The organism is Streptomyces sp. NBC_00461 (genome assembly GCF_036013935.1).
Taxonomy (GTDB): Bacteria; Actinomycetota; Actinomycetes; order Streptomycetales; family Streptomycetaceae; genus Streptomyces.
On the sequence record NZ_CP107902.1, the window covers coordinates 10,263,916 to 10,287,456 of the forward strand.

At 70.3% G+C, this 23,541-nt stretch carries 21 protein-coding genes; 5 read left to right on the plus strand and 16 right to left on the minus strand.

Going from position 1 to position 23,541, the window contains the following annotated elements:
• Nucleotides 1–283: 283 nt before the first annotated feature.
• The 3 genes from OG870_RS47430 (at nt 284) to OG870_RS47440 (ending at nt 4,511) form a co-directional block, all read left to right on the plus strand.
• Nucleotides 284–1,723: a hypothetical protein gene (locus OG870_RS47430; RefSeq protein ID WP_266845050.1), complete on the plus strand. Its 1,440-nt coding sequence runs from the start codon at nt 284–286 to the stop codon at nt 1,721–1,723.
• The gene (locus OG870_RS47435; RefSeq protein ID WP_266845048.1) at nt 1,720–3,174 is read left to right on the plus strand and encodes a hypothetical protein; all 1,455 of its coding nucleotides are present in this window, start codon (nt 1,720–1,722) and stop codon (nt 3,172–3,174) included. Before OG870_RS47430 ends, OG870_RS47435 begins: the two co-directional genes overlap by 4 nt.
• Nucleotides 3,175–3,518: 344 nt before the next feature.
• Nucleotides 3,519–4,511 (plus strand): hypothetical protein, encoded by a 993-nt coding sequence (locus tag OG870_RS47440; protein ID WP_266845046.1) that lies wholly within the window; start codon nt 3,519–3,521, stop codon nt 4,509–4,511.
• Nucleotides 4,512–4,770: 259 nt separating this feature from the next.
• On the opposite strand, the gene OG870_RS47445 is transcribed toward OG870_RS47440, so the two are convergent.
• The 16 genes from OG870_RS47445 to OG870_RS47520 form a co-directional block, all read right to left on the minus strand.
• Nucleotides 4,771–5,673, minus strand: coding sequence for a hypothetical protein (locus tag OG870_RS47445; RefSeq protein WP_266845044.1), 903 nt, complete (start codon nt 5,671–5,673; stop codon nt 4,771–4,773).
• Nucleotides 5,674–5,782: 109 nt separating this feature from the next.
• Nucleotides 5,783–6,136, minus strand: a complete 354-nt coding sequence (locus tag OG870_RS47450) for a hypothetical protein (protein WP_266845042.1) — start codon at nt 6,134–6,136, stop codon at nt 5,783–5,785.
• 73 nt (nt 6,137–6,209) lie between these two features.
• Nucleotides 6,210–6,950, minus strand: a complete 741-nt coding sequence (locus tag OG870_RS47455) for a phosphoadenosine phosphosulfate reductase (RefSeq protein WP_266845040.1) — start codon at nt 6,948–6,950, stop codon at nt 6,210–6,212.
• Nucleotides 6,951–7,350: 400 nt separating this feature from the next.
• Entirely contained in the window at nt 7,351–7,890 is a 540-nt protein-coding gene (locus tag OG870_RS47460; protein WP_266845038.1) for a DUF6248 family natural product biosynthesis protein, read from the minus strand.
• Entirely contained in the window at nt 7,887–8,519 is a 633-nt protein-coding gene (locus OG870_RS47465) for a hypothetical protein (RefSeq protein WP_266845036.1), read from the minus strand. Before OG870_RS47465 ends, OG870_RS47460 begins: the two co-directional genes overlap by 4 nt.
• A gap of 80 nt (nt 8,520–8,599) precedes the next feature.
• Nucleotides 8,600–9,823 (minus strand): hypothetical protein, encoded by a 1,224-nt coding sequence (locus OG870_RS47470; protein ID WP_266845034.1) that lies wholly within the window; start codon nt 9,821–9,823, stop codon nt 8,600–8,602.
• A 68-nt stretch (nt 9,824–9,891) separates the two neighbouring features.
• Nucleotides 9,892–10,632: a DNA-processing protein DprA gene (locus OG870_RS47475; RefSeq protein ID WP_327692382.1), complete on the minus strand. Its 741-nt coding sequence runs from the start codon at nt 10,630–10,632 to the stop codon at nt 9,892–9,894.
• A 91-nt stretch (nt 10,633–10,723) separates the two neighbouring features.
• The gene (locus tag OG870_RS47480; RefSeq protein ID WP_266845032.1) at nt 10,724–11,248 is read right to left on the minus strand and encodes a single-stranded DNA-binding protein; all 525 of its coding nucleotides are present in this window, start codon (nt 11,246–11,248) and stop codon (nt 10,724–10,726) included.
• 142 nt (nt 11,249–11,390) lie between these two features.
• Nucleotides 11,391–11,876 carry a hypothetical protein gene (locus tag OG870_RS47485; RefSeq protein ID WP_266845030.1) on the minus strand — a complete coding sequence of 162 codons (486 nt, stop codon included), beginning with the start codon at nt 11,874–11,876 and terminating at the stop codon, nt 11,391–11,393.
• Nucleotides 11,877–12,100: 224 nt separating this feature from the next.
• Nucleotides 12,101–12,721 (minus strand): cell envelope biogenesis protein OmpA, encoded by a 621-nt coding sequence (locus OG870_RS47490; RefSeq protein ID WP_266845028.1) that lies wholly within the window; start codon nt 12,719–12,721, stop codon nt 12,101–12,103.
• 5 nt (nt 12,722–12,726) lie between these two features.
• On the minus strand, nt 12,727–13,494 hold the full coding sequence (locus tag OG870_RS47495) for a hypothetical protein (RefSeq protein WP_266845026.1): 768 nt from the start codon (nt 13,492–13,494) through the stop codon (nt 12,727–12,729).
• Nucleotides 13,495–13,556: 62 nt separating this feature from the next.
• Entirely contained in the window at nt 13,557–14,456 is a 900-nt protein-coding gene (locus OG870_RS47500; RefSeq protein WP_266845024.1) for a hypothetical protein, read from the minus strand.
• 97 nt (nt 14,457–14,553) lie between these two features.
• Nucleotides 14,554–15,693, minus strand: a complete 1,140-nt coding sequence (locus OG870_RS47505) for a hypothetical protein (protein ID WP_266845022.1) — start codon at nt 15,691–15,693, stop codon at nt 14,554–14,556.
• Nucleotides 15,693–15,884: a hypothetical protein gene (locus OG870_RS47510; protein ID WP_266845020.1), complete on the minus strand. Its 192-nt coding sequence runs from the start codon at nt 15,882–15,884 to the stop codon at nt 15,693–15,695. The genes OG870_RS47505 and OG870_RS47510 overlap by 1 nt, the downstream gene beginning before the upstream one ends.
• A complete protein-coding gene (locus tag OG870_RS47515) occupies nt 15,881–16,171 on the minus strand; it encodes a hypothetical protein (RefSeq protein ID WP_266845018.1) in 291 nt (96 codons plus the stop codon). The genes OG870_RS47510 and OG870_RS47515 overlap by 4 nt, the downstream gene beginning before the upstream one ends.
• A gap of 109 nt (nt 16,172–16,280) precedes the next feature.
• Complete coding sequence (locus OG870_RS47520) at nt 16,281–16,631, minus strand: hypothetical protein (RefSeq protein ID WP_266845016.1); 351 nt, start codon at nt 16,629–16,631, stop codon at nt 16,281–16,283.
• A gap of 435 nt (nt 16,632–17,066) precedes the next feature.
• Between OG870_RS47520 and OG870_RS47525 the strand changes: the two genes are divergently transcribed.
• Together OG870_RS47525 and OG870_RS47530 are read left to right on the plus strand one after the other, a co-directional pair.
• On the plus strand, nt 17,067–21,197 hold the full coding sequence (locus OG870_RS47525) for a hypothetical protein (RefSeq protein WP_266593254.1): 4,131 nt from the start codon (nt 17,067–17,069) through the stop codon (nt 21,195–21,197).
• 279 nt (nt 21,198–21,476) lie between these two features.
• Nucleotides 21,477–22,217, plus strand: coding sequence for an HNH endonuclease (locus tag OG870_RS47530; protein ID WP_266593256.1), 741 nt, complete (start codon nt 21,477–21,479; stop codon nt 22,215–22,217).
• Nucleotides 22,218–23,541 lie beyond the last annotated feature (1,324 nt).

The following is a 23,541-nucleotide window of genomic DNA, read 5'->3' on the forward strand; positions in this document are numbered from 1 at the left end:
ATTGCGCAACGCCCGCCCAAGGCTGCGCAATCACCGAGCGCCCGGGCCGAAGGCGCCGTGGTAGGCCCGGCCATGAGCCCGACCACGGCAGCTAGACGGCTCCGTTGCCGGATCGTGACCGATGGTCGGGGCTCGTGGCCGCCGGTGTGGTCGGGGCCGGCGGGTGAGCTGACGACATGGAACACACGTACGCCTCCACACCCACGATCCCCGGCCGCCCCACCTCGGCGGGCCCGGTGTGCCGCCGTGGCCACAGCGCGCGGCACGCGTCGGGGACACGGCAGTGAGCCGCTTCGGGGCGGGGATCCACCGGGGCGTGATGGCGGCCGATCAGTTCACCCAGATCGCCAACGCGCTGTTCCGTGCTTCTGCGCTGTCCTTCAAAGCGAAGGGGATCTTCGGGTACGTCAGTACGCACAGGAACGGCTGGCAGGTGACCGTCACCGACCTCGTTCGCCTGGGCCCGGACGGACGCGAAGCGGTACGGACCGGCCTGCAGGAGCTCGAGGCACACGGCTACCTGATCCGTGAACGCCAGCGCCGCCCGGACGGCACGCTCGGCGAGATCGTCTACTGCATCACGGACCGCCCGGCCACCTTGGACATCGCGCTGATCGAAGGCGACTTGATGGTCACGGCCCCCGAGGCCGAGTACGCCGACGGCCTCCCAGCGGGGATCCGGCGGGGCGTGATGGCGGGCGATCAGTTCACCCAGATCGCCAACGGGCTCTTCCGCGACCCCCAGTTGTCCTTCAAGGCCAAGGGCCTGTTCGGACTGCTCTCGACGCACCGGGACGGCTGGCGGATGACCGTCTCCGACATCGCCCGCCGCGGCCGCGACGGTGACTCAGCCGTCAAGAGCGGCCTGAAGGAGCTGGAGAAGCACGGCTTCCTGGTCCGGGAACGCGAGCGCGGCCCAGACGGCACCCTCGGCGCGGCCGCGTACTTCATCACCGACCTGCCCGCTCTGCAAAGCAGCAGGTCACAACCAGAGTCGGGTTTTCCACCAGTGGATGACCCTACGTTGGCTGATCGGTCCACTAAGAACACCAACAGAAAGAAGACCACTCAGCAGAAGACCAGCCCCCTCCGTCCGTGCCGCGGCGACACGTCGCGACCACCTGGACGGACGGACCGGCCGCACACGCCGACGTCCCCGCCGGCCGCGCCCGCGACGGATGAGATGCACCCGGGGATCCGGCTGCTGCTCGAGCTCGGGGCGGCCCGCCCCGAGCTGCTGCTGACCGGGCAGGCGCTGACCGATCAAGGCCGCATCGTGACCGCGATGCTGGAAGCCGGCTGGAGCCGCGAGCAGCTGCATCACGTCGTCGCCGCGAGGCCGCTGCCGAATCCGGTACGGACCACGGTCGGCGCGATCATCGCCGCTCGCCTGCGCGCCGCCCAGGCCTACCCGCCGCCCGCCCTCACGGCCGGCCACCACGACACGCCCGCCGGGGACGACCAGCCGCCGCAGCCGGTGACCGCTTCCGCCGCCGCCCGCACGGTGGGCGAGGCCCTGACCTACCGGGCCCTCGTCGAATGCGCCGGCTGCGGCCATCCCGCAACCGCCCCCGGCGAGGACCTCTGCCCGGCTTGCCTCGGCTGGCCGCTGTGCCACACCTGCCCGGGCCCCACCCCCCGGCGCGCCCACCCGGACGGCGACGGCCGCTGCACCACCTGTGCCTCCGCATCGACCGACCACCTGGAAGGAAGCACCTCGTGACGGACACGCTCCACACACCGCCGCCGACCGCGGTCGCGCACCACGAGCACCCCTTCACCGGCCACCCGAGGCGGTGGGAGAAGGAACGCGCCCGCGCCCTGCGCACCGGCCACGTCCGCGACCACACCTGCTCGGCCGACTGCGAACCCGTGCTCGTCCACGAACGCACCCCGTGGGGCTGGCTCGCCTGGACCGTCCCCGGCGACGGCAGTCCGCCCGAGATCCCCCACCAGATCGGTGTGCTCACCCCGGCCGCGACCCGAGCGCAGCGCCTGGCCCCGCGCTGGCTGACCCGACGCCCCGCCCGACGCATCGCCCTGGGCAGCGTCCCCGGATCCCTGCGACTGTCCGCCGCGTGCGTCGCCCTCATCAGCGTGCTGGTCGGCCTGTTCGAGATAAGCCGCGGCGTCCCCACGGATGTCGCGCTGCCGGCGATGCTCCTTGCCCCGCTGCTCGCCGAGCACCTGCCCGACCGGATGGACGCCCGGGCTCGCGAACACGTCCACATCGTCGAAGGCGACGGCCCCTGCCGCTACCTGCAGCGCCTCGCCGCCCTGCATACCTCGCTCGTCCAGGCCGCCGCCGGCAGCGACCGCTACGAACTGCGCCGGCCGGCCGAGATCGGCCAGCACCTGCTGTGGGACGCCGCCAACCTGCTCCAGACCCGCGACGCCCGCTCGGCCCCAGCCGAACTCATCGCCCGCGAGCGGCTGATGCTCCAACTCGCCCACCAGGTCACCCAGATCCTCAAGCACACCGCGGACGACAACGCACCCGGAACGAACCAGGCCTGCGCTCCCGCACGACCCCTGAGCCCGTATGCGCCTGGCGCCCGACCGACGACCCATCCAGGCCCCCGTCATGCACCGACCCCACCGCCTCAGAAGGGAAGCCTCCCCATGTCCCAGCCCGAACTCAGCCAGGCCGTCCCCACCCCGGACGTCTACTTCCTGTTCGCGCACGAGCCCTACTACCCGGCCCCTGCCAAGGAGATCAACACCACCGTCGTGGCCGCATCCTCCCTGCTGCACCCCCGCGTACAACAGCCCGACGGCGCCCGCATCCACGCCCTCCTCGTCCATGGCCGCCGACCCGGCGAGATCGTGCCGCTGTCCACGCTCACCCACGAACTCGACGGGGGCGAACGCTGGCCCGAGGTCGGCGACTGGGAGACAGCCACCGAAGACCTGCTGCAGCTCATCCGTGCCCACGACTGCGACGCCCTCAATCTAGGCCTGCCTGAAATCGCTCGCGCCCTGGTGTGCAACGGTCCGCACGGCGAGATCCGTGCCGTCGACCCCGCCTCCGGGGCCCATTGGACGTACGGGTCGGCCGACCGTGTCGAGGTCCTCGTCGAGGTCGGCAGGCACCTGGCTTGGGCGGAAGCAGGATCGCCCCTGTGGCCCGGCGACGGTCTGCTTCCCCCGCTCAACTCCGCGGATGCCAAGTGATGATCGGCTACCAAGCCTGCGAAGTCTGCGTGGAGCTCCGCCGGTTGGTGGCCGGGCTCCGACAACTGAATGGCTCAGGGCCGGTAGCCGCCAAAGGCCTGTGGCCACCCCCGATTCGGAGGGTTACGGTCCGGTTCCGGAGTGGGGCGGGAGTTGCCGCCCGAGTGAGTGCCGATACCGTGGCACAGCGATCATCCCGTGCGCGCTGCACAGGGCGGTCGCCGAAAGAACACGACAAAAAACGGGGATACCTTGCTATGGCCCACCCGGCCCGCTCTGCCCACATAGGCCCTGCCACGCGCATTGGAGCGTTCGCCGCGGCCGTACTCTCAGCCGCGGCTACCTTGACCGGATGCTCTACCGCCGACAGCGCTTCCGAACCCGCGGGCGCTGCGCCGGCCGAGAGGCCGTTGCTCACCAAGGCCGAGGCGAACACGACGGTCGACGCCTATCAGAAGCTCAACAACCAGGCCAACGCCAAACGTTCCGCCTCACTCATGGCGAAGGCGGAGGGCGGCGCCGTCCTTGCGATGGACCAGGCGTACTTCACGCAGATCCCAGCCCTCGACAAGAGCGACGTCGCGGACAATATCGCTCCGTTCGTGTACGTCAACCGCACCTTCTACATCCCGCCCGCTTCCTCGAAGGCCAACTGGTTCCTGGTGCGCACCCAAGGCGCGCACCTCACCCACGGCAAGCCGGGCAAGCTGTGGTCAAAGGACATCAGGTTCCTCGTCTTCAAGCGCTCGGGTGACGGCTGGCGGATGGTCGTCGCCCGCGACTTCGAAGGGTCCGAGGTGGCCAAGGTGCCGCACATCGCGCTCGACAAGGCCGGGCTGATGAAGGTCGCCGACCCCGACACCAAGATCGGTAAGACGGCACCCTCGCAGCTGCCGGAACTAGTCACCGATCTGTGGGTGACAGGCGGCCGCAACACTCCGCTCGCCAACACCTCAGCCCGACGCATCGGCAGATCCTGGTACACCGAGCGGGAAAACAACCTGGACGGGCACGCCTGGGTCGACTTCAAGAAGACCGCCCCCCGCGCCGGGGACGTCTTCGCCGCGAAGACCGCTGACGGCGGCGCGCTCGTGTTGTCCGACAGCGCTGTCGATGAGACCTTCCTCGCCAAGGACCTGCAGTCCTACATCAACCTCGGCGACTCAGACAAGCCGTTCGTCAAGTACAACCCGGACGCGCAGATGTACAAGGTCGTCCGCCACTACGCACAGACTGAGCTCGGACTCATCTCCGCAGCCGGCAAGCCTGCCGTCTATTCCATCGGCACCCAGGTGACCAAGGTGGACGCCACACCAACAGCCGACATCAACTCATGATGGCCGCTCACGTACCGCGGCGGATCCTTGCCGCACCGGTGCTCACAGCGCTGGCGTCGTCCACATCAGAGATGCTCCGGCGCAGGAACTGAGCGATGGCCGGTTCCGCGAAACCGTACGGCTTCGCGGTGGAGGGGTGGCTGGCCTCTCCATACCGGCCATCGTGCGGTATCTGGTCCGCCGGGAGTTCGTCGATCCCATAAACCAGAGGCCGCGGTCTTACGGTATCCCGCCTGCGACGCGGTTCGGCGCGCTGCAGTCAGGACGTCGAGGAGCGGCGGGCGGCCAAGTCCTCGAGGCGGGAGCGTTTCCAGCGCTGCTGACGGGGGCGGCCGCCGCTGCCGCGCCGGTACTCGTATCCGTCGGGCTCCTCGAGGTCGGGCAGGAGCCCGTGCCCCAGCGCGCTGATGAAACTGTCGGCGTTGTTGTATCCGAGGATTCGGGCTGCTTCGGCGGCGCCGACCAGGTCCTCGTTCTCGTCCTGGTCGGCCGGCGGCAGCACACCGCGCTTGCGGGCGACGGCAACGACGGTGGCCCGGCGCCACTTCTTGCGCGCCCGGCCGCGGCTGCCTTCTTCCTTCTCCAGGGCGTCCGGCTCGGGCAGTTCGGGGATGCGCCCCTGGTAGAGGGCGCTGGAGAAGGAAGCCGTGCTGCTGTAGCCGAGGAGGCCGGCGACCTCGGGCGTGCCGAGGAGCTCGTCGGGATCCCCATCCGCCGACACATCAGGCCGCGCCGCCGGAGCGGAGCTGCGCCGGCCCTTGCCGGGGCGGTTGGACACCCAGGTGACGATCGTGCCGCGGCGCCACATCGGGCCGTCGGCGTCCTCGTCGGGCTCGGGGAAGTAGCCGGGCCGGTCGCGGAAGTAGCCGTCGATGGTCGACGTGCGGGTGTAACCCAGAAGCTGGGCCACCTCCCGCTTGGTCAGCAGCTCGTCCTGGTCAGCCTCGAGGACCGCGGCCGGCAGCGCGCGCTTCTTCGGGGCACGCTGCGCGAAGAATGCGGCAACCTCGTCGTGGCGCCAGAACCGCTTGCGGCCCTCGGTGTGCGCGACCGCGGGGAAGCCGCTGTCCGGGGTGTTGCTCCACTCGCTGACCCGGGGCTTGCTCGTGCCGAACTCGGACACGATCTGCGCGGTGTCCACGAGCCGGTCGGCGGAAGACATCGGGTCCCCTTGGAAGAGTCAGCACAGCGGGGCCGGCACTCGGACGAGCGCGACATGTTCGATAATGCCAAAGTGGGCGGTTTGTTGTCCAGCCTGACGGCAAATCCGTCTACAGCACTTCCTCGCCCAGCAGGCACACCCCGCAGCGTGCCGCACGCTCCGCCAGTTCCGTGTAGGCCATGGCGGCCGGCGCGGCGTCCCAGGTCACGAACGCGAGAGCGGAGACCGCCTCGTCGCGCGTCATTCCCTCCTCCCACGCCGCGCCCGCAGCGGCGCACCGCTCGGCGAGTTCGGCGTCGGACAGGCTCGAGGTCTCCCGGCCAACACCGGTCCGGACGTCGGCGACGCCCTCGCACCAGGCCCGGTGGCCCGCAGACAGCAAGTCGCGCAGCGTGCCCGGGTCGCTCACGCTCCGGGCCTGGGCGGCGAGCTCGAGCAGCAGGGCGGTGGGGTTCATCTCCATGGTCATCTCCTCATCCACTGTAGGGGGCGCCTGCCGCGCCGCGGGCATCGGCCGACGCGGCAGGCGGTGGTCATCAGCTGTGAACGGTGCAGCCCTCGCACAGGGCGCGGCCGCCGTGGCGAGCCAGCTCGGGTTCCTTGCGGGGCTCCTTCTGCAGCGCCGCCCGGACCTGCTTCGTGAGAGCGGTGAACTCCGGACCGTCGTCCGTGCAGACGACGCCGGGGTCGGGCGCCCCGCACTGGGCGGCGTGCCGGATCAGGTCGGCGATGCGCCAGTCCGCGCGGAAGCTGCGGAAGCTATCGCCCCGCACCCGCTCGACCTCGGCGTACAGGTCGGCCAGCCGCGGCCGCCGCCCGATGGAAAGCAACACGTCGTGCTTGGAAGCGAAGACACACAGCGAGCAGGAGCAGCGGGAGGTACCGGACCAGTCGCCGGCACCGGGCACGGAGTCGTACGTCCAGGAGTACGGAACCGGCGCGTCGGCGTGCCACTCCTTGACGGCGGCGGTGGACCAGTCCTTGACGGGCAGCCACTCGTCCACCACTCGCGCCCCGTTGACCTGCACCGTACGGAAGGCCGGGCGCTTCTTGCGGTCGGGGCCCTCATCGCTGCGCAAGCCCATGACCTTTAAGATCCGCACCGGTCGGCCGAGCTCGCGCTTGAGGCGGTCGACGAACGGCGTCCAGGCGGCGGAGACCACGCTCTCCTTGGCGCTCTTGCGGCAGTACGGGCTGCCCATCCGCGGGAACCGCCCGTACGCCACGATCTCGGTGAGCAGACTGTGCGGCATCCGGGTCCCGTCCGGGCCCGGCATCGTGCGGGTACCTCCAGGTGCCGGCCGGCGGGCACCCCGAACGCAGCGCTCTGCAGGGCAGCGAGCTCGGACACCCCCGGGTAGCGGATGCCGTCGAACACGACGGACGGCCACTCCAGGACCCCCAGGCTGGAGTGGTACGAGATCACCCGGTCGGCCACGCCGGCGGTGCGGGCGGCTTCCATGAACACGGCCATCATGACCGCGCTGTCTTTCCCGCCGGACAGCTGGGGCGCGAGCAGATCGTAGGAGGTCAGATCGGGCGTGATGGGCGGGCGGCTGCTGGGGCGCGAAGGCATGTCAACTCCAGTGAGACGAGCAGCGGACGGGGAACTCAGGGCGGACGGTGCCGCGGGTGTGCAGGGGGGCGATGGTTCGGGGTCGGGCTGGACCGGGAGCGTCACGGCGTTTCACCGCCGGTGGCCTCCTCCGGCAGACCGGTGCTGGCGAAGAGGGACATCTGCCCGTCCGGCGCGGGTGCGGGCACGGACGTCGAGCAGCGGGTCTCCGACCGCCGGGCGGACGGCTGTACCTCGGGGGCGTGAACGGCGGCCTCCTCGGCTTCGCCGTCGGGCGCGTGCGTGCAGGGGCAGATCCAGCGACAGGGCCGCTGGCCGGGGCCGTAGCGGATCACGGCGACGACGAAGCCGCGCCGGTCGGTGATGGTGCCGGCGGCGTCGTCGACGCGGGGGCCGTTGCGGCTGATGCACTGGTCGTGGTGTCCGGTGCGGCAGGGGTGGCAGGTGCCGGCCTCGCACGAGCACCACCGGTGGAAGCCGTGAGGGTAGGCGTCGTCGATCTTGCGCAGTGCCTTGGTCCAGGCGTTCGTGCGGACCCAGGCGCCTTCCTCCTTGGCCATGGGGGAGGCCACGGTGGAGGGGACGGGGTCGAGGATGCCCATGATCGATGCGCCCACGTAGCGCAGCCAGGTCGTCGTCATGCGTCGTCTCCGAACAGGGTTGGGGTGGTGTGGAGTTCCTTCATCCAGGCGAGGAGGCGGGGGAGGTTGGTGTCGGGGCCGAAGGCGAGATAGGTGCCGTCGGCGCTGGTGCAGCCGAAGGCCTGTGCGATGCGCAGCCGCCGGCGGGAGTTGACGCGGCCCATGTGGACGGCCAGGCCCCGCTCGCGGGCCTCAAGCGCGAGGCGGTGGGCGGCCGGTGAGGTCTTCCACTCGGTGGAGCCCGCGAGGAACAGCACGTCGATCAAGTCCCAGGGGATGAGGCCGTGTTCGCTGCCGTCCTGGGCGGCGAAGGCCGCCGGGATGCCCAGGGAGCGGATCGGCTCAAGCCAGGGCAGCGACTCGGGCAGGGTCGCCGCGGCGTCCATCGGGACGTCGGGGGCGACGGCCCACAGGCAGCGGTCCGGGCCGTAGCGGTCGAGGGTCGCCTTGAGCCAGGTGAACCAGGCCTCGGCGCCGGGCCAGCCCTTGCCGAACTTGCCATTGTCGCAGGCGTACAGGCAGCCGGGCGGGATCACGTTGCCCTGGGCCGGGGTCGTCATGCAGGCCAGCAGTCCGGCCCGCATGGCGGCCCGTGCGTCATCCCCGGACGGCGTGGCCAGGTACAGCACGGCGCAGAAGGCGAGACGGATCGGGGAGTAATGCCAGGTGAGCGCACACGACAGGTCCTTCCGGGAGAGGGGCGGGATGGTCAGGCGAGAGGGAGCTGTGCGGTGGAGCCGGAGATCAGGGCGTTCCACGCCGGCTCGAAGTTCGGGTCCTGTTTGTTGATCACGCGGGCCGGGGCGGTCGCGAAGAGTTCCTCGGCCATCGGCCATGCCTTCGTGCGGGGGCGGGTCCAGGAACGGGCGCGCCCGTACTGCGGGTCGCGTTCGACGGCGATGCCGTGACGTCCGCCCACGGTGACCAGCCGCTGTGCCAGCTGCTCGGGGCGTCCGATGTCGACGCGCTCGGTGGATCGCTTCACTGGGCGCCGTTCGCCGGCGTCAGACAGGAGGAACAGGCGGCGCACGTGGTACAGCGCCCACGGCATGTCGAGCTCACGCTCGAAGGCCTCCAGGCAGGCCCGGTCCCGCGGCTGGGAGGGGTCGAACATCTCCAGGAGGGTCTTGCGGCCGTAGAGCTTCGCGTTCGGGTTGAGGCTCATCGCCGTGTACTCCAAGCGCAGCACCTCGCCCGCGATGTCCGGGTGCGTGCGCATGCGCTCAAGGTGGGCGGGCAGGGCGCCCATGGAGACGGGGAAGCAGCAGAACGTGCAGTAGCTCTTGGGCCAGTGCACCTTGAACCGCCTCAGGAGGTAGTCCTCCACCTGCTGGCGGCCCCAGCCCCACTCGATGAGCGGATACACCCCGGTCCGGCCGGAGAGCTTCGAGGCGGTCTCGTCACGGAGGCAGCGCCCGGCTTCATCGGCGTTGAAGCCCATAACTTGGCGGAACGGGCGGTGACCGCCGAAGACGCGGGCGAGCCACCAGTCACCGACGTCGCCCTTCGCCCACAGACTGCACTTGCGGGTGCCGGCCTGCTGGGGCACCGTGCCGACGGACTCCAGGTCGTCCCACAGCGTCCACGGTCCCCGGGTGAAGAGCTGCTCGGGGTGGCGGGAGTCGTCCAGGACCGTGAAGCCGTCGGACTTCAGGTGCCCGTTGCGGGCCAGCTGGACGAGGCGTACACCGTGCTCGCGCAGCAGCGGGAGCATGAACTCCTCGACCAGGAGCCGGGTTTCGGGCCACTCGCTGCCGGTGGCCATGTACAGGACGGCGGTGCGCTCCAGATCGATGCCGTGGGCGTCGGGGTCGGTGAGCATCCGCGCGAGGTAGGCGGTGGAGTCGGCTCCCAGGCCCCAGTTGATGACGGTGTCCAGGTCGTCGGCGCTGCTCAGGCCGGGCAGCGACAGCGTGTACGCGGTGCGAGGCATGGCCTCCGTCACTCCTTCCGGGCCCGTGCCCGGCCGAACGGCCGGGCACGGCAGGGCGGTTGGGCAGGTCAGCGCAGGGCGGCGAGCGCGTGCGCGGGATCGGGGACCAGGACGGCGCGCTGCTCGGCGAGCAGACGGACGTTGCCGTCGGCGCGCACGTCGCCGGTCGGGGGCGGGACGAGCACGGGCCGGTTCAGGCCGGCGGCGACCTCGGCGGTGTGCATCGCAGCCTCGGAGTGGTCCAGGGCCTCGACGAGGACCACTGCCCGCACGAGCGCGGCGAGCAGGGCGGCGCTGGCCCGGAGCGTTGCTCCGCTGGCCGGGGTGCCGGGCGGGAACAGGCTGGCCACCGCGCCGCCGCTGGCGGGGATGGAGCTCAGCAGCTGGGCGTGGTCGTGCGGGTGGGCGCGGTCCAGGCCGCGGGGCAGGACGGCGAGCGTCGCGCGCCCGGACTGGGCGGCGGCCCGGTGGGCGGTGGCGTCGACGCCGTAGGCGAGGGTGGCGGTGACCGTGTGCCCGGCCTCGGCGACGGCGGTGGCGAAGGCCTTCGCGCGCGTGAGGGCCTCGGCGGTGGCGGCCCGGTTGCCGGTCACGGCCACTGCCCGGGCGGTCAGCCGAGACAGCTGCTCGTGACCGCGCACCCACAGACCGAGCGGGCAGTCGGGGCCGAGGTCGGCCAGGGCGGCGGGCCACGCGTCATCCGACGGGATGACGAACTGGCACCTCAGCTGGGCGCTGGCGAGTTCCTCGCGCGGCTTGTACTGGGCCAGGCGGCCGCTGGCGTCGTGGTCGACGCCGTACTGCCAGATCTCCTTGGCGGGGTGATGGGCGAGATGGGCAGCGACCTGGTGGGGGGAGAAGTGCGCGGCGAGCGCGGCGCGGGCGGCGCGCTCGGCGGGATCAAGTGGTGGGGCGGCCGGTGCGGCTGGGCGCGGTCACCGCGTCCCAGGAGCGGCGCGGCGGCGACTGCCACCAGTCGGCCGGTGCGGCGGCGGGAGTTGCGGCCTGGCGGCCTTCGGCGCGGGGCGCGGGCTCGGGGGCCGCGGCAGCACACGGTGCCGGGGCGGGCGCACGTCCGGCGAGGACGGCGGGCAGGGTGTCGTCGATGTAGGCGACGTGGTGGGCGAGGTCCACGCCGACCTGGGCCGAGTCGAGGTGGAGGCCCGCGCGCAGGGCCAGGTTCCCGGTGGCGATCACGTGCACGGCGTCGGTGAGGCACTCGGCAGCGTGCCGGGCGAGCGGCCCGGTGACGGTGCAGATGACCGGGACCGGCTCGCCGTCGCGCCACTGCCCGCGGGCGCGGTCGTACTCGCGCGGGACCTGCATCACGGTGAACCGGGCGGCGGGCGTGCCGCGTTCGGTGTGGCGCAGCTGCACGGTCCCGTATACGCGGCCGCGGATGACGGCGGTGGTCTCTCCGCTCATGGAGGTACTCCTCGATGCGACGAACGGTCTGGCGGTGCCCGGGAGCCATCCGGTCAAGTTCCATAATACCTATATTGCGATGGAGTGTCATCCCCTTTTTCCTCGACAGGGAGGCACCCGCCCCATAGAGGCCGGCCGGGGCCTACTTGCGTTCCGCCTCAACCCCTGCGGCAGGCTGGGGGGTTCGGCAGGGCCCGGGCCCCTCACAGCAGGTCGCGGCAGCCGGGTTGTCCCACTGGCAGGCTGGGCAGCGCCAGAGGAGGCCGGCGGCGAGAGCCGCGGCGAGGATGGGCTCCTTCTGTATCCGTACGGCGTCGGCCGCGCTCAGCAGCGCGTCCAGCAGCGGCGGCCTGGGTGCTCCTTCGGCGTTGCTGTCATCGAGCACGATCGTGTCCTCGACCTTGACCCTCAGCGGCACCGTGTCATCGGGCCTCACGAGATGGTCCGGGGCGCTGTCGAGGTGGACGGACACCCGGACGGCGCCGACCTGGGGGTCGAGGTAGGCGAAGACCAGGACGCCGTCGACCTCCAGATAGGGCAGGCCGCCGTGAATTCCGGCGTGGAAGACGGCGCCACGGTTGGCGCGCTCACAGTCGACGGCGTCGGGGAACTGGAAGGCGAGCGGCACGATCCGTGGGCGGCCCCTGCCTCTGACGGTCTCGGCGTACAGCGAGTAGCCCTGGTCCGGGAGGTTGTCGCGGCCGGGCGTCGCTGACGCGCTGGGCGTGCCAGGCGGTCTCCGGGTCGTCGGGAACGGGCGGCAGGGTCACGGGGTACGCGGTGGGCATGCAACTCCCCTTCGGGGTCACGCAGATGGGGGCGGCGTACCGGGCTAGGCCCGGGACGTACGGGCTAGGGCTGCTCCAGTCCCAGGGCGGTGCGCAGTAGGTCGAGCAGGGCGGCGTGGTCGGCGGGCAGGACGGCCTCACGCAGGACGCGCGTGCGCAGGATGGGCACGTCCAGGCTGATCCCGACCGGGATGTCGGGCGAGTCCGGGCGGAACACCAGCTGGTAGTGCCGGGCAGCGATCAACCATGCCTCGTACCGGTCGGCGGGCCGTCCGCTGCGGGCGGTGTGCCCCTCGTCCGGCGTCAGCTCGGGGCACCGGCACGACGGGTCGGCGCAGGGACGGGACGCGGGATGGGAGGCGAGCACCGGGCGGGAGCGGTAGTGGGCGGCGGTGCCGTTGAGCATCGGACAGTTCGCCGCGGTGTACGGCTGGCACTCCGGGTGGAGCGCAGGTTCGGGGGAGTAGCCCTGCTGCTCGTCGGCAGGTCGGACGATGACGAAGAACTGCTCTTCAAGGGGCTGGGAGCAGATCTGGCACAGGCGCTGGAGGAAGGCGCGCCGGGCACGGTCGGCGTCGAGGCTGCCGAATACGGCGTGCCCGTTGTGGATCAGGGAGACCCACGGCACGACCAGCCCGCCGGCCAGCGGCCGGGCGAGGCAGCGCACGGGGATCGCGCGGCTCATGGAAGTCACGCTCCTTTCACGGGAGTTGCGGGCAAGGACGGCATGCCAGGGCCGGGGCCGGGGGCAGCGCTCGGCGCGCTGCGGGCGCCCAGCTGCGACGGAACGGTCACGCTCCAGCCGCAGGAACAGCGCGCCACGGTCGCGCCGTCGTACACCTGACCGCCCTTGCGCTCGCGGCCCCCTCCGATCTGGCCCCGGTCGGACGGCCGGTACCAGCCGGACGGCTCCCCGGTGCTGGTCAGGTGACGGGCCTCGGGAGCGCACAGCAGCCGCAGGCCTGCGTCCGCCACGGCGGCCACCCTGAAGTGATCCCACTCGGAGCCCTCCAGCCGACCGGCGAGCTGCGTTCCGGTGGCGCTGCGCAGCTCGATCCGGCCGTCCGGCCACGCGCGCGCGGACGCGCCGGGCACGCTCCAGCCGACCGAGCCGTCGGACTTCCGGGGGATGCCGTTGCGGTGATCCGGCGTCATCCGTGCAAGCAGCCGGACCGAGACCATGGAGGCGGACGGGCGGCGGTGGTCAGCTGTCTCGGGCGCGGCCTCGGCGATGGCGGCCAGCCAGGCCGGCGCGAGCGGGTACGCCTGCGGGTGCAGCGTCAGCAGGGCGGCGCGGTCGCGGCCGTTGCCGGAGCACACGGCGGCCCGGACGAAGTCCGAGAAGCGGGCGTACCGGCGCACGGATACCGGACCGCGCCCGGTGGCGAACCATGTCTGCTGACGGTCGGCGAGCGCTGACAGGTCCGCTGTCTCCAGTGGGGCGGCTGAGGGGGACACGGCGGAAGTCCTCTCGGGAGCAGGGCCGTTGGGCTGTCTTCGGTGTGGTGGGCCGGGCGGGGTCAGTTCTGGACGGGGCCCTTGGCCTGGCTCTCGGCGCGCCACTGCGTCAGCTGACGGACGCATGCCGCGCTGTCGGCGAGACACTCGTGCGCCGTGTCGGGGGAGGGGTGGCGGAGCACGTCGGTCGCGTCCCCGTCCGGGTCGTGCAGGTGGGCGGTCCACCCCGCGCTGCCCTTGCCGGTGCCGTGGATCTCCTCCGGGTGGTTGGCGGAGCCCTGGTCGTCGATGCGGATCGTCCAGTCGCCGACCAGGGGGACGACGACGGCGGTGCGGTTGCCTCCGGTGCTGGTGAGACTGCACCCCTGGAAGGTGGCCAGTTCGAGGGCGCGGATGAGGATCTCGTCCGCGCCACAGGGGATGTCGCGGGCGGCCGCCGGTCCGGTATCGAGGCGCTCGCGCAGGGCGGTGACCACGTCCAGGGCGGTTGCCGTTCCGGCCGGTGCCTCGGTGAAGCGGGCGTGCAGCTCGGCGAGGACGGCGGTGGCGGTCGGTGCGCCGGGCAGGTGGTCGACGATGTTGGTGTGGAGGAGAAAGAGCCTTTCCGCCCAGTGCCGGGCGGGGCGCTCGGGGGTGCGGTCGCTGAACTCCTGGCAGGTCAGGTCGTAGGCGCCGGTGATCCCGTCGCGGGTGAGGGTGCGCAGGGTGCGCGTGGCGGCGACCAGGCGTGCGGGGTCGGCGAGCGGGAAGAGGCTGCGCGCGTCGGTGCCGTGGGCCTCCCACAGGACTGCGTCCCACAACGCGGCCAGCGCTACGGCGCGTTCGGCCTGATGGGCGAGACGAGCCAGGCGCCGCGGGTCGCGCTGCGTGCCCTGGGTGAGGGCGGCTCCGGCCTGCTGCTGGAGCGTGAAGGCGTGCTGAGCGTGCGAGGTGAGCAGCGCGGCGGCATGGTGCAGATCCACAGAGATCCCCTCCGAATGGCTAACGAGTTCCGTAATACCTATTAAAGAGGGCGGGGCAACTGCGTTTCTCCGCGTTGCCCCACCCTGAAACCGCAGATCAGGGCCTGGGCGGTGGAGCGCTGAAGGTCACCTGGATGCCGTCCAGTTGGACGGCCACGGTCCGGCCCGGGCCGTTCAGGAGCCTCGCGTAGGCCCTCAGCTCCCTGTCGTAGCGCTCGACCTCGCGCTCCGGCGCCTCGAAGCGGGCTCCGGGCCGGATCGCCCCCCAGGGCTCCAGCAGCCGCGCCACGCGCACCGCGCTGGGCTGCGGCCCGGGGTAGATGAAGAATCCGGGCGTCTGTGTGTAGTCGACGTCGACCAGGCCGTACGGCATGTGCCCGGCCATGGCCAACTCGACGGCCAGGGCGCGGACTTGCTCCACCTCGATCAGGTCGTCCGACAGGCCGGGCAGATCAGGCGACGGGGTCGCGGCGCGCCGGGCGGCCTCGTCCTCGCTGTTCGCGCTCTCGGCGATCCGCTGGGCCCACTGGGCGTCGTCGTAGGTGCGCACGACTGCCCCGGTGAACTGGTCCACGAGATCCCACCCGTCGCACGCGGAGGCTGGCGCGACGTGAAACCGTGCGTCGGGCTGCTCGGCGGGCGGATCGGAGAAGAACACGTGCGCGCTGCCGTGCGGCTCCGTCGTCGCTAGTCCGGCACGGCGCAGGAGGTCGGCGAGGAACGGGGCGACGGCGCGGGACTCCCCGGAGGGTGTGTGCCACCAGGCGATGTGGCACGTCCGGTCCAGGCCGAGCGGGTGGGGGACGGGCAGGTCGGAGACGGCCCACCGCTGTTCGGGGTGGGTGGGGAGGGCGGACAGGGCGGTCCGGGCGCGCTTGACGGTGGCTGACAGCCGCGAAGCAACGGCGGTCTGCTGCGGCATGAGGCGTCGACGGATGTGGTCGGCGGTGTGCCGGGCGGTGGCCTTGTCTTGGTTCTCGCTGGGGCGCGGGCGGGGCAGGGCGGTCACCGTGATGGGCTCGATCGCCAGGTTCTGCGCGGTGGCTTCCTCGGGCAGAACCGCGGTGATGGTGATCCGGGTCCGGGGGCGGTTGGGGACGAGTTCGAGGGTGCGGCCGTCGGCGAAGATGATCCGTACCCGGTCCGGGGTGCCGTCCTGCTCGGTGCGGTGCGCGCCGAGCTGCTCGGCGACGTCGCGGGCGAGGATCTCCAGACCGGCGGGGGTGGACAGGTCCATCACGGGCTCTCCTTCCGCCTGCGGCGCGAGGGCTGGTCATCGGGGCGGTCGGCGTGGCGCTGGGCGTCTGCGCGGTAGTCGTCGGCGGTGTATCCGGTGTCGCACCAGGGGCGGCAGAGCTGCCCGGGCGCGGCCCCACAGGTCTCGCACTTCTCGCCGAAGTCCTCGGGGCTGAACGGCGGCAGGCTCACGGGGCGGTCTTGATCTGCTCGGCCACCTTGCGGGCGGACAGGACCGGGGTGGTCCTCGCCAGTTCGCCACAGCTGGCCTCCCAGATCTGCGCCGCATTCGACGTGGAGATCTGGAAGTTGGTGGCCGGACTGATCCGCCACGTGCGGCCGTGCGGGTCGGTCACGGTGTAGGTGAGGTACTGCGGGGCGTCCTGGCGGCCGTTGTCGCTCCAGGTGAGGCCGGCGGCCGTGAGAGCGCGGCCGAGCTCGGAGCAGCGCTCCGGGGTGGCGTGGTCGAAAGATGCCACGGGGTGTCTCCTCGCTCACACTCGATCTGACATGTTCCATAATACGTAATTGATGGGGTGGGGCAACTGGATTTCCTGGGGCTGCCCCACCCCTCCGGTGCCGGTGCGCCTACGGGCGCGTAAGCATGTTGGTCCTGGGCGGCAGGGCGGTGAATGCCTGATTGTCGCGGTAGTCGGACACCTTCACGTAGCCACCCGGCATCGTGTCCAGCCGCAGCTGGTCGGGCCCCCAGTTCTCGATCACCTCCTGGGGAAGGTTCTCGACGTCGTCCGCCTCAACCTGGCTGGCCCACCCGGTCAGTTCGACGCCGAACAGCCGCCGCGACTCCAGCAGGACGGGGAACAACTGCCCGACGTCGTCGACCAGGGCAACGGCGCGGGCCTCGTGCGGGCCGGGGCACTCAGCGAAGGTGGGAGCGTCCGGGCGGGTGCGCTCGCCCAAGGTCATCAGCCAGCGCATGATCACACCTTCTCCTTGGTCCCGGGGTACGCCTCGGCTCCCCTGCGGCGGGTGTGAGGTTCGGGGAAGCCGTCACTGAGATGTTCGGGTTCGCGTGTCACTGGTGAGAAGCTGCCTTTGCGCTGATCAGCAGCTATCTGCCGAGCCGATCACGATGGCAGTGGTCCGAATCATGTGGTGACGTAAAGCCGTATCGTCCGGTGTCACCTTCACCGAACCTCCTTCGTGGCGAGCCTGCCATGGTCCGTCCTTTCGAGCCCACCGGTGGTGCAATGACCAATGCCTATGCGGTCCCGAGTGCCGTGCCGTCAGCACGCTTCCCGCGAGATCGGCAGGATGCCCGATACCCGACCACCAGCCTCCGGCTACACCGGAGTACTCAAGGCTGACCGTCCGTGATCCGCTTTCGGTGCTACGGGCGGTGAGAATGGACTGATGCGATACGCGTGGCGACGGTCGTTGCGACCCCTGCAGGCCGAGAGCAGTGCCCGGACCGATGCCTTCGATGGCGGGTGGGATGTCGGCAGTCCGGTGCGGCTGGACGAGATGCGGGATGTGCCGGTCGTTGTGGTGTTGGGGGAGCGCGGTGCGGGCAAGTCCGTGGCTCTGGAACAGGAGCACGGCCTGCTCAGGGACCAGGGTGCAGAGGCGGCGCCTTGGCTGCATCTGGGCCGGGACGTCGCCGATACGGCCTCGGCGGGCAGCACACTGCAGCAGCACCTGCATGGGCAAGGAGACGGGCCGCGGTATGTGCTACTGGACGGGCTGGATGAGGGCCTGAGCGACATCCCTGGTCTCGACAGAGTCCTCCTGCTGCAACTGCGGGCGTTGTCGGAGCCACAGCGCGAAAGGCTGCGCTTGCGGATCACCTGCCGTACCACCCGATGGCCCGAGGCGCTGGAAAGCGGGTTGCGGGGGCTGTGGCCGGATGCGGACCAGGTGACGTTGATGACGCTGGAGCCTCTGACTCGGCACGACGTGGAGAGCGCGGCCTGGCAGCGCGGCCTGGACGGGGCAGCGTTCGCCGAGGAGGTGAGCGGCCGGGGCCTTGCGGCCCTGGCAGAGCAGCCTGTCACGCTGATCCCGCTGCTGGATGCTCAGGCCGAAGGAGAAGCTCTCCCCAAGACGGTGGCCGAGGCCTACAACCAGGCCTGCCGCAGGCTGTGCACGGAGAGCTGGCCGCAGGGGTTTGTACAGCGCCAGGAACGGCCAGCGGTGGATCACCTGCTGGAAGTGGCCCGCTGGGCGGCAGCCGCTCTGCAGTTCAGCCGCGTCCCGGCCCTCGCCGACCGGGAGCCGGCGCGAGAGGGCGAACTACATCTCGACAGCCTTGTCGACCCCGCCCTTCCCGGACTCGTTCCGCAACTGGAGTGCCGCCGCCATGAACTGCTGCACCTGACCGAGTCCTCCTTGCTGACACCGGTGGGGCAGCGGCGCTGGGTGTTTGCCCACCGCAGCTACCAGGAACACCTGGCGGCGCAGTACCTGCGTGAGCACATCGCCCCGGCGGTGCGAAGCGAGCTTTTGTGGGCAGGCAGCGGCTCAGCGCGCCACATCGTGCCAGAGCAGGAGGAGATCGCCGCCCGCCTCGCGGCCGACGACCTGGAGCTATTCGAGGATCTACTCGTCCACGACCCGCGGGTCCTTCTCCTGGCCGACCTGCCCTCGCTGTCGGCCGACTACCGGCAGCAGGCCGCCCAGGCACTCCTGGATGAAGCCCCCGACGAGGGCTTCGACCGCATCGACTTCGCACTCCTCAAACGGCTGACCCACCCCTCTCTGTTCGCACAGCTGACCCCGTTCCTGGTCCGCGACGCCGACCCGGATCAGACGTACTTGGCTTTGTGGATCGCTGCACAGTGCCAGCCAGCCCAACTAACGCCCGCGCTACTGTCCTTCGCGGAGGACATCACGCTGCCGACGCGGCTTCGCTCCTTCGCTCTGCACGCGATCGCCGAGGGAACCGTGCACGGCGACGAGGTCGTCGCCAGAATGCGCGCCCTGGCCGCGGACGCGAAGACCGGCGTTGCCGAAGCAGCGCTGGACCATCTGTGGCCGCAGCACCTGCCACTGACCGAGTACTTCGACCTGCTCCCTGCCCAACGGTCGTTCACCTACCGGCCGGAGCTGGAGAAGGCCATGGACCTGATTTCGGCAGAGCATGCCGACGAGGCTCTGGCCTGGTGCCGCACAGCCCTTGAGGACCAAACCCCCAAGTCCCTGATCGCCACTGCACTGCTGGCGAGGTGCATCCACATCATCAGCCACCCTGGCCTCGGCAGCCCGGTGTCCCGCGAGGAGCAGGCCGGCCGGGCGCTCGTCGCCCTGGCGGCCTACCCGGAGCTGTCCCACACCAGCGACGCACGCACCCCACTCGAATACCTGCACGACTCCTTGAATGCCGTGCCCGTTCTGCGCCGCCGTCTTGCCGACTACGTCCTGCGCCACAGCAGCCAGGAGCATGTACTGGAACTCACCTTCACCACCCCGGAGGTGGGGCTGTTCCCGGACGAAGACCTGCTGTACTGGGCCGAGCGCTGGCCGGACCTGCCACAAGAGATGCGGCGTACGGCGCAGCCGCTCTTCAGCCGCAGACAGCGGCCGGATGACGCGCGGCTGCACGAGGCCATCGAACAGGCCCGGCAGGCCGATAACGAACTTAGGAACGCCACCGCCTGGTGGGACGCTCCGCCCCCCGAGTGGCAGCTCCGTAGGCAGAAGGGCGAGCAAGAGCAGCGGCGCCGCAACACCTTCGACGAGGACCAGTTCACCGCAGCGCTGGAGGCGGTCCACACTGCCGCCCCGGACCAGGTCCGCGCTGCCTGGCGCACGGTCCTCGGCCACATCTACCGCACCCACGACGGTCGGCCCTCCGACGGATCCTTCCACCTCACCGCAGTGGCCGCAGCACCGTCATGCCCGCCCATGGACAGCGCTCTGCACGCGAAGCTGTTCCACGCCGCCCTGCACGTCCTGGCCACCGCCCCCGCATGGAAGCCGCACGACGTCTCAGCCTGGGGCACCGAATGGACCGACGTACCAGAGTTGACCGCGGCAGGATTCGTGTCGGCCGACGCATGGCAAGCCACAGCGCCCGCAACAGACATCGAGCGGTGGACCGGGTGGGCGCTCGCGCTGGCCACGATGACACCCCCCGCGCAGGAGGCGGACCTGCACCACAGCCTCTTCAAGCGGTGCGCTCGCCACGCCGGCCACGCGTTCGAGGCCGCGCTTGCGACATGCCTGGACCGCCTCGAGTCCTACCGGCTCACCGACCTGGTCCGGTTCCTGCACACACTGGACGCGATGGACGCCCTCGCCGTCGTGCGGGCCTGGGCTGCTGCATGCGACCGCAGTGACGCAGCCTGGGCTGCCGTGACGGTCACCCTGTCCGGCCTCGGCGACACCTCTGCCCTCGCCCAGGTCAAAGACACCGTGGCAGCTGGCCCGCCCCATGAAGGGGCAGAACCAGACCCAGGGCGCTGGATCACCGCGGCCTGCACTCTCATGTCCTACCCCGACCTGCCGGAAAGCTGGCCGCCCATCCGTCAGGCGTTCGAGGATCCCGACCTGTGCAGGGCCGTGATCGACCGTATGATCATCGGCGGCTCCGATCGCTGGCCCGCAGGCGTGGCAGAACTCGACGTAGACGATCTTGTCGACCTCTACACACGCCTGTGCGAACGGGAGGAACTTCACCGGCCCCGGACCGAGCACGAGCCCGGTGTCGCCTACAGGATCACCCGGGAAGACACCCTCCACGACCTCGCCGACGCCCTGCCCCAGCTGATCGCCAGCAAAGGCACACCGCAAGCGGCCGACCACCTCGGCCAACTGGCCGCCTCCACATCCCGCCACACGTCCTGGCTGCGGCGCCTGGCCCGCCGCACCGCCCGCCAGGCGGCCCAGCAGCAGAGCCGGCCGCTGCCCGCGCACCAGTTGAAGAAACTGGCGGCCGACCACAGCCTGCGCGTGATCACCGACGAAGCCCAACTCCTGGACGTTGTCATGGAGGCCGTCGACCGAGTCCAGGAAACACTCTCGGGCCCCAACGGGATGGCCATCCTGCTGTGGAACCGCGCCGCCGCAGCCGATTACAACGCGATGTGGCCGACATGGGAAGAAGACTTCAGCGACCTCGTCATGGGCCTGCTCAAGATCCACCTCGGCGGAAGGCGCATCATCCTCAATCGCGAGGTCCAAGTCGACCGCCCAGGCGCCGGAGGAGGCCGCACAGACATTCACATCCAGGCGGCCGACCCCTCCCACGACACCGAGCCATTCACCGTGGTCATCGAAGCAAAAGGCTGCTGGAACCGAAGCCTACCCACAGCGCTCGCCGAGCAGTTGGTCGCCCGCTACCTGCGCCGCCCCCGCACCGCTGGCATCTTCCTCGTCGGCCTCTTCGACTGCGACCAGTGGCACTCCGAGCGGCGGCAGCACTGCTCGCCAGGCCACACCCCGCAGCAGATCGAGCACGAGCAGCAGGAACTGGCCGCACAGCAAGATGCCCTGGTCCGCGCACGGGTCCTCGACTGCCGGCCTCCCGGAGCCCAGACCGACTGACCCCCTTCGTCCGCCCCAACCGAGGCAGGACCAGACTGGCGCCCCCTTTGGAGTGGCGGCTGCCGGAATCCGCCTGCGCAGAGGCGTCCGGACCACTGTCCGGGTCCGCGGTGCGATGCCGTGCTCCGGGTCTGTCCAGTGTGTGGCGCGCTGGGGCCCCGATGGCGCGGCAGGTGAGGAAGAGGGGGCGGCTCACGCTCGGGGGCCTGGGCATGGCCCGGCCGCCGTGGCCGGATTGCACGTCCACACAGCCCCGGCGGCCCTCCTATGGTGTGGACCTTGGATTCCTCACCGGGGGTGGCGATGGCGAGCCGTTACTACAGCAACGCTGTGATCATGGCGCTGATGGATCTGTCCCGCGGGTACTGCTACTGGCCTGACCCTCCGTGCCCCACACCGGTGATCCGTGAGGTCAACGGGGTGCCGATGACGAATGTGCAGATCGCCCACATCCGCGCATTCGAAGCCAATGGGCCCCGGGCCGATCCGACCTGGCCGGGAGACGTGAACAGCTTCGCCAACCTGCTGCTGCTCTGCGAGCCTCACCACAAGCTGATCGACGGGAAGTACCGCGACCGCTACACGGTGGAGGAGCTGGAGAGCTGGAAGCAGCGCCGGGAGGGCGAAAGCCTCCAGCGGTTCAAGGACACCCGCGTCCTGAGTGAGGAGGCGCTGTCCGACGCGATCGCGAAGGCGCAGGCTGACCTCCTTGACCAAGTGGGGCCAGCCCTGGAGGAGTTCCGGCGGTTCGCGCCCCAGATGGCCGAGTTGCTCGGCATGCTCACCACGTCACTGGCTGACCCTCGAGTGCACGGGTTCGGTCTCTCGCCCGACACCGTTGAGCTGCTGAACACAGCCGCCTTCCGGCTTCGGGAACTTCCGGACACCGCCCCGACGCTCGCCCACGCCGCACGGGACCTCGTCGCCGCGCTGGAAAAGGCCCCGCAGGTTGAGCGCGCGACGGCTGCCCTCAAGATTCAGATTGACCGTCTTGAAGATCTCGGAGGTCGTCGTCGGTAAGCCTTCTGCTCGCTCGTGACCTGCGTGGTGCTGACCTGCTGGCCGGTGACAAAGGCTGGTCGCCGACGTTCGGGACCACGCGGTCTATAGAGGAAGCCCAATATCGCGGGCGGCGTTCTGAAGCATTTTCTCGCGCTTCTTGGCGTAACCGAATGGGTGTTCGTAGTACGTGAGGCATTCGAGCCGACCTGCTCTGAGGACTGGCTGGGCCCATCGCGGCATCATATGCAGTGCGCACTGCCCGTGAAAGTCGTAGCCTACGCCTCCATGTGTCTTGAGCAAGTCGCCGACTACGGATACGTCGCAAGTTCGTGTGTTGGAGAGTGCGCGTAGACCAAGGCCGGTGACCGTTGCGGTCGTCAAGATCGCGGCAATTGCGGGGTCGGCGATCTGTAGCAGGCCAGCGATAACCTCTGGGCTGGGGTGCATCCGCAGGCCGTCCGGGCGTGACGGAGAATACTGGATCGTGTCGGCGCCTGGACACAACGGCTCATCCATGCGGCCACTTAGCACTGTGTGTCCTGGAAGGGCGTCGGAGAATACAGGCTCTGGCAAAGGTCGGCTTACCGCTGTCATCTTCAGTGATGTTCCACTCTCTGTCGGACAGAGAGGTTGTGGCGTATTCAGCAAGGCCGCCCGCGCTGCGGACCGGGCCCTGATCACCCGGTGTGGCACGCGGGCCAGATGTGGGGTGCCGGTCCAAGGCCGGTGCCACAGCGCGGTAAGACGCAAGTTCGCGGATTGGCGCAGCGCGAGCAGGACTTCCCAGACTCGGTCCCACCGACTGTTGTGGGCGCGACAGAAGATGACATGCCTGATCCCCAATGCGGTGATCCAAATAAAAACCTGTCCCCTCAGCGTGTCAGCGGCCTCGGTATTGGATCTCCAATACGGATTCTTGCCCAGTTGGGTAAGCATCTCTTGAAAGAGCATGCGTGAGGGATACCGCGAGGGCGCAAGGTGAACGGTTATCCGCCCCTCTTCTGGAGCATGGGCCAGCAGAGCCGCACGCATGAGCGCGGGGTCGTCCACGGGGTCGACGATGACCTGGACCGGTGGAGGACCAGGGGGCGTAGGTGTCCCATATGGCATCGACGGCTGTAGGCAGGGCCACGGGCTACGGATAGCCATGGGCGTTCCCGCTTCCCTGTTGGCGAGTTCGGTGCATGTACGTGCAGAGCGGCACTCCATACAGAGCAGTACAGGCTACGGGGAAGAACTCCGGAAGGGCGCCCTTGGGGGGGCCGGGCCTGCACCGGCCTGGCCATATCGCCAGCATCAAGTAGCGCATGTTCTCGCTGAGTGAAGGCGAAACGGCCCAGAG

Excerpts from the sequence above, each read along its gene's own strand:
- OG870_RS47445 (WP_266845044.1), bottom strand. The coding sequence starts at position 5,673 with ATGTCTTCCGCCGACCGGCTCGTGGACACCGCGCAGATCGTGTCCGAG.
- OG870_RS47450 (WP_266845042.1), bottom strand. The coding sequence starts at position 6,136 with ATGGAGATGAACCCCACCGCCCTGCTGCTCGAGCTCGCCGCCCAGGCC.
- OG870_RS47455 (WP_266845040.1), bottom strand. The coding sequence starts at position 6,950 with ATGCCGGGCCCGGACGGGACCCGGATGCCGCACAGTCTGCTCACCGAG.
- OG870_RS47460 (WP_266845038.1), bottom strand. The coding sequence starts at position 7,890 with ATGACGACGACCTGGCTGCGCTACGTGGGCGCATCGATCATGGGCATC.
- OG870_RS47470 (WP_266845034.1), bottom strand. The coding sequence starts at position 9,823 with ATGCCTCGCACCGCGTACACGCTGTCGCTGCCCGGCCTGAGCAGCGCC.
- OG870_RS47480 (WP_266845032.1), bottom strand. The coding sequence starts at position 11,248 with ATGAGCGGAGAGACCACCGCCGTCATCCGCGGCCGCGTATACGGGACC.
- OG870_RS47490 (WP_266845028.1), bottom strand. The coding sequence starts at position 12,721 with ATGAGCCGCGCGATCCCCGTGCGCTGCCTCGCCCGGCCGCTGGCCGGC.
- OG870_RS47505 (WP_266845022.1), bottom strand. The coding sequence starts at position 15,693 with ATGGACCTGTCCACCCCCGCCGGTCTGGAGATCCTCGCCCGCGACGTC.
- OG870_RS47520 (WP_266845016.1), bottom strand. The coding sequence starts at position 16,631 with ATGCGCTGGCTGATGACCTTGGGCGAGCGCACCCGCCCGGACGCTCCC.
- OG870_RS47525 (WP_266593254.1), top strand. The coding sequence starts at position 17,067 with ATGCGATACGCGTGGCGACGGTCGTTGCGACCCCTGCAGGCCGAGAGC.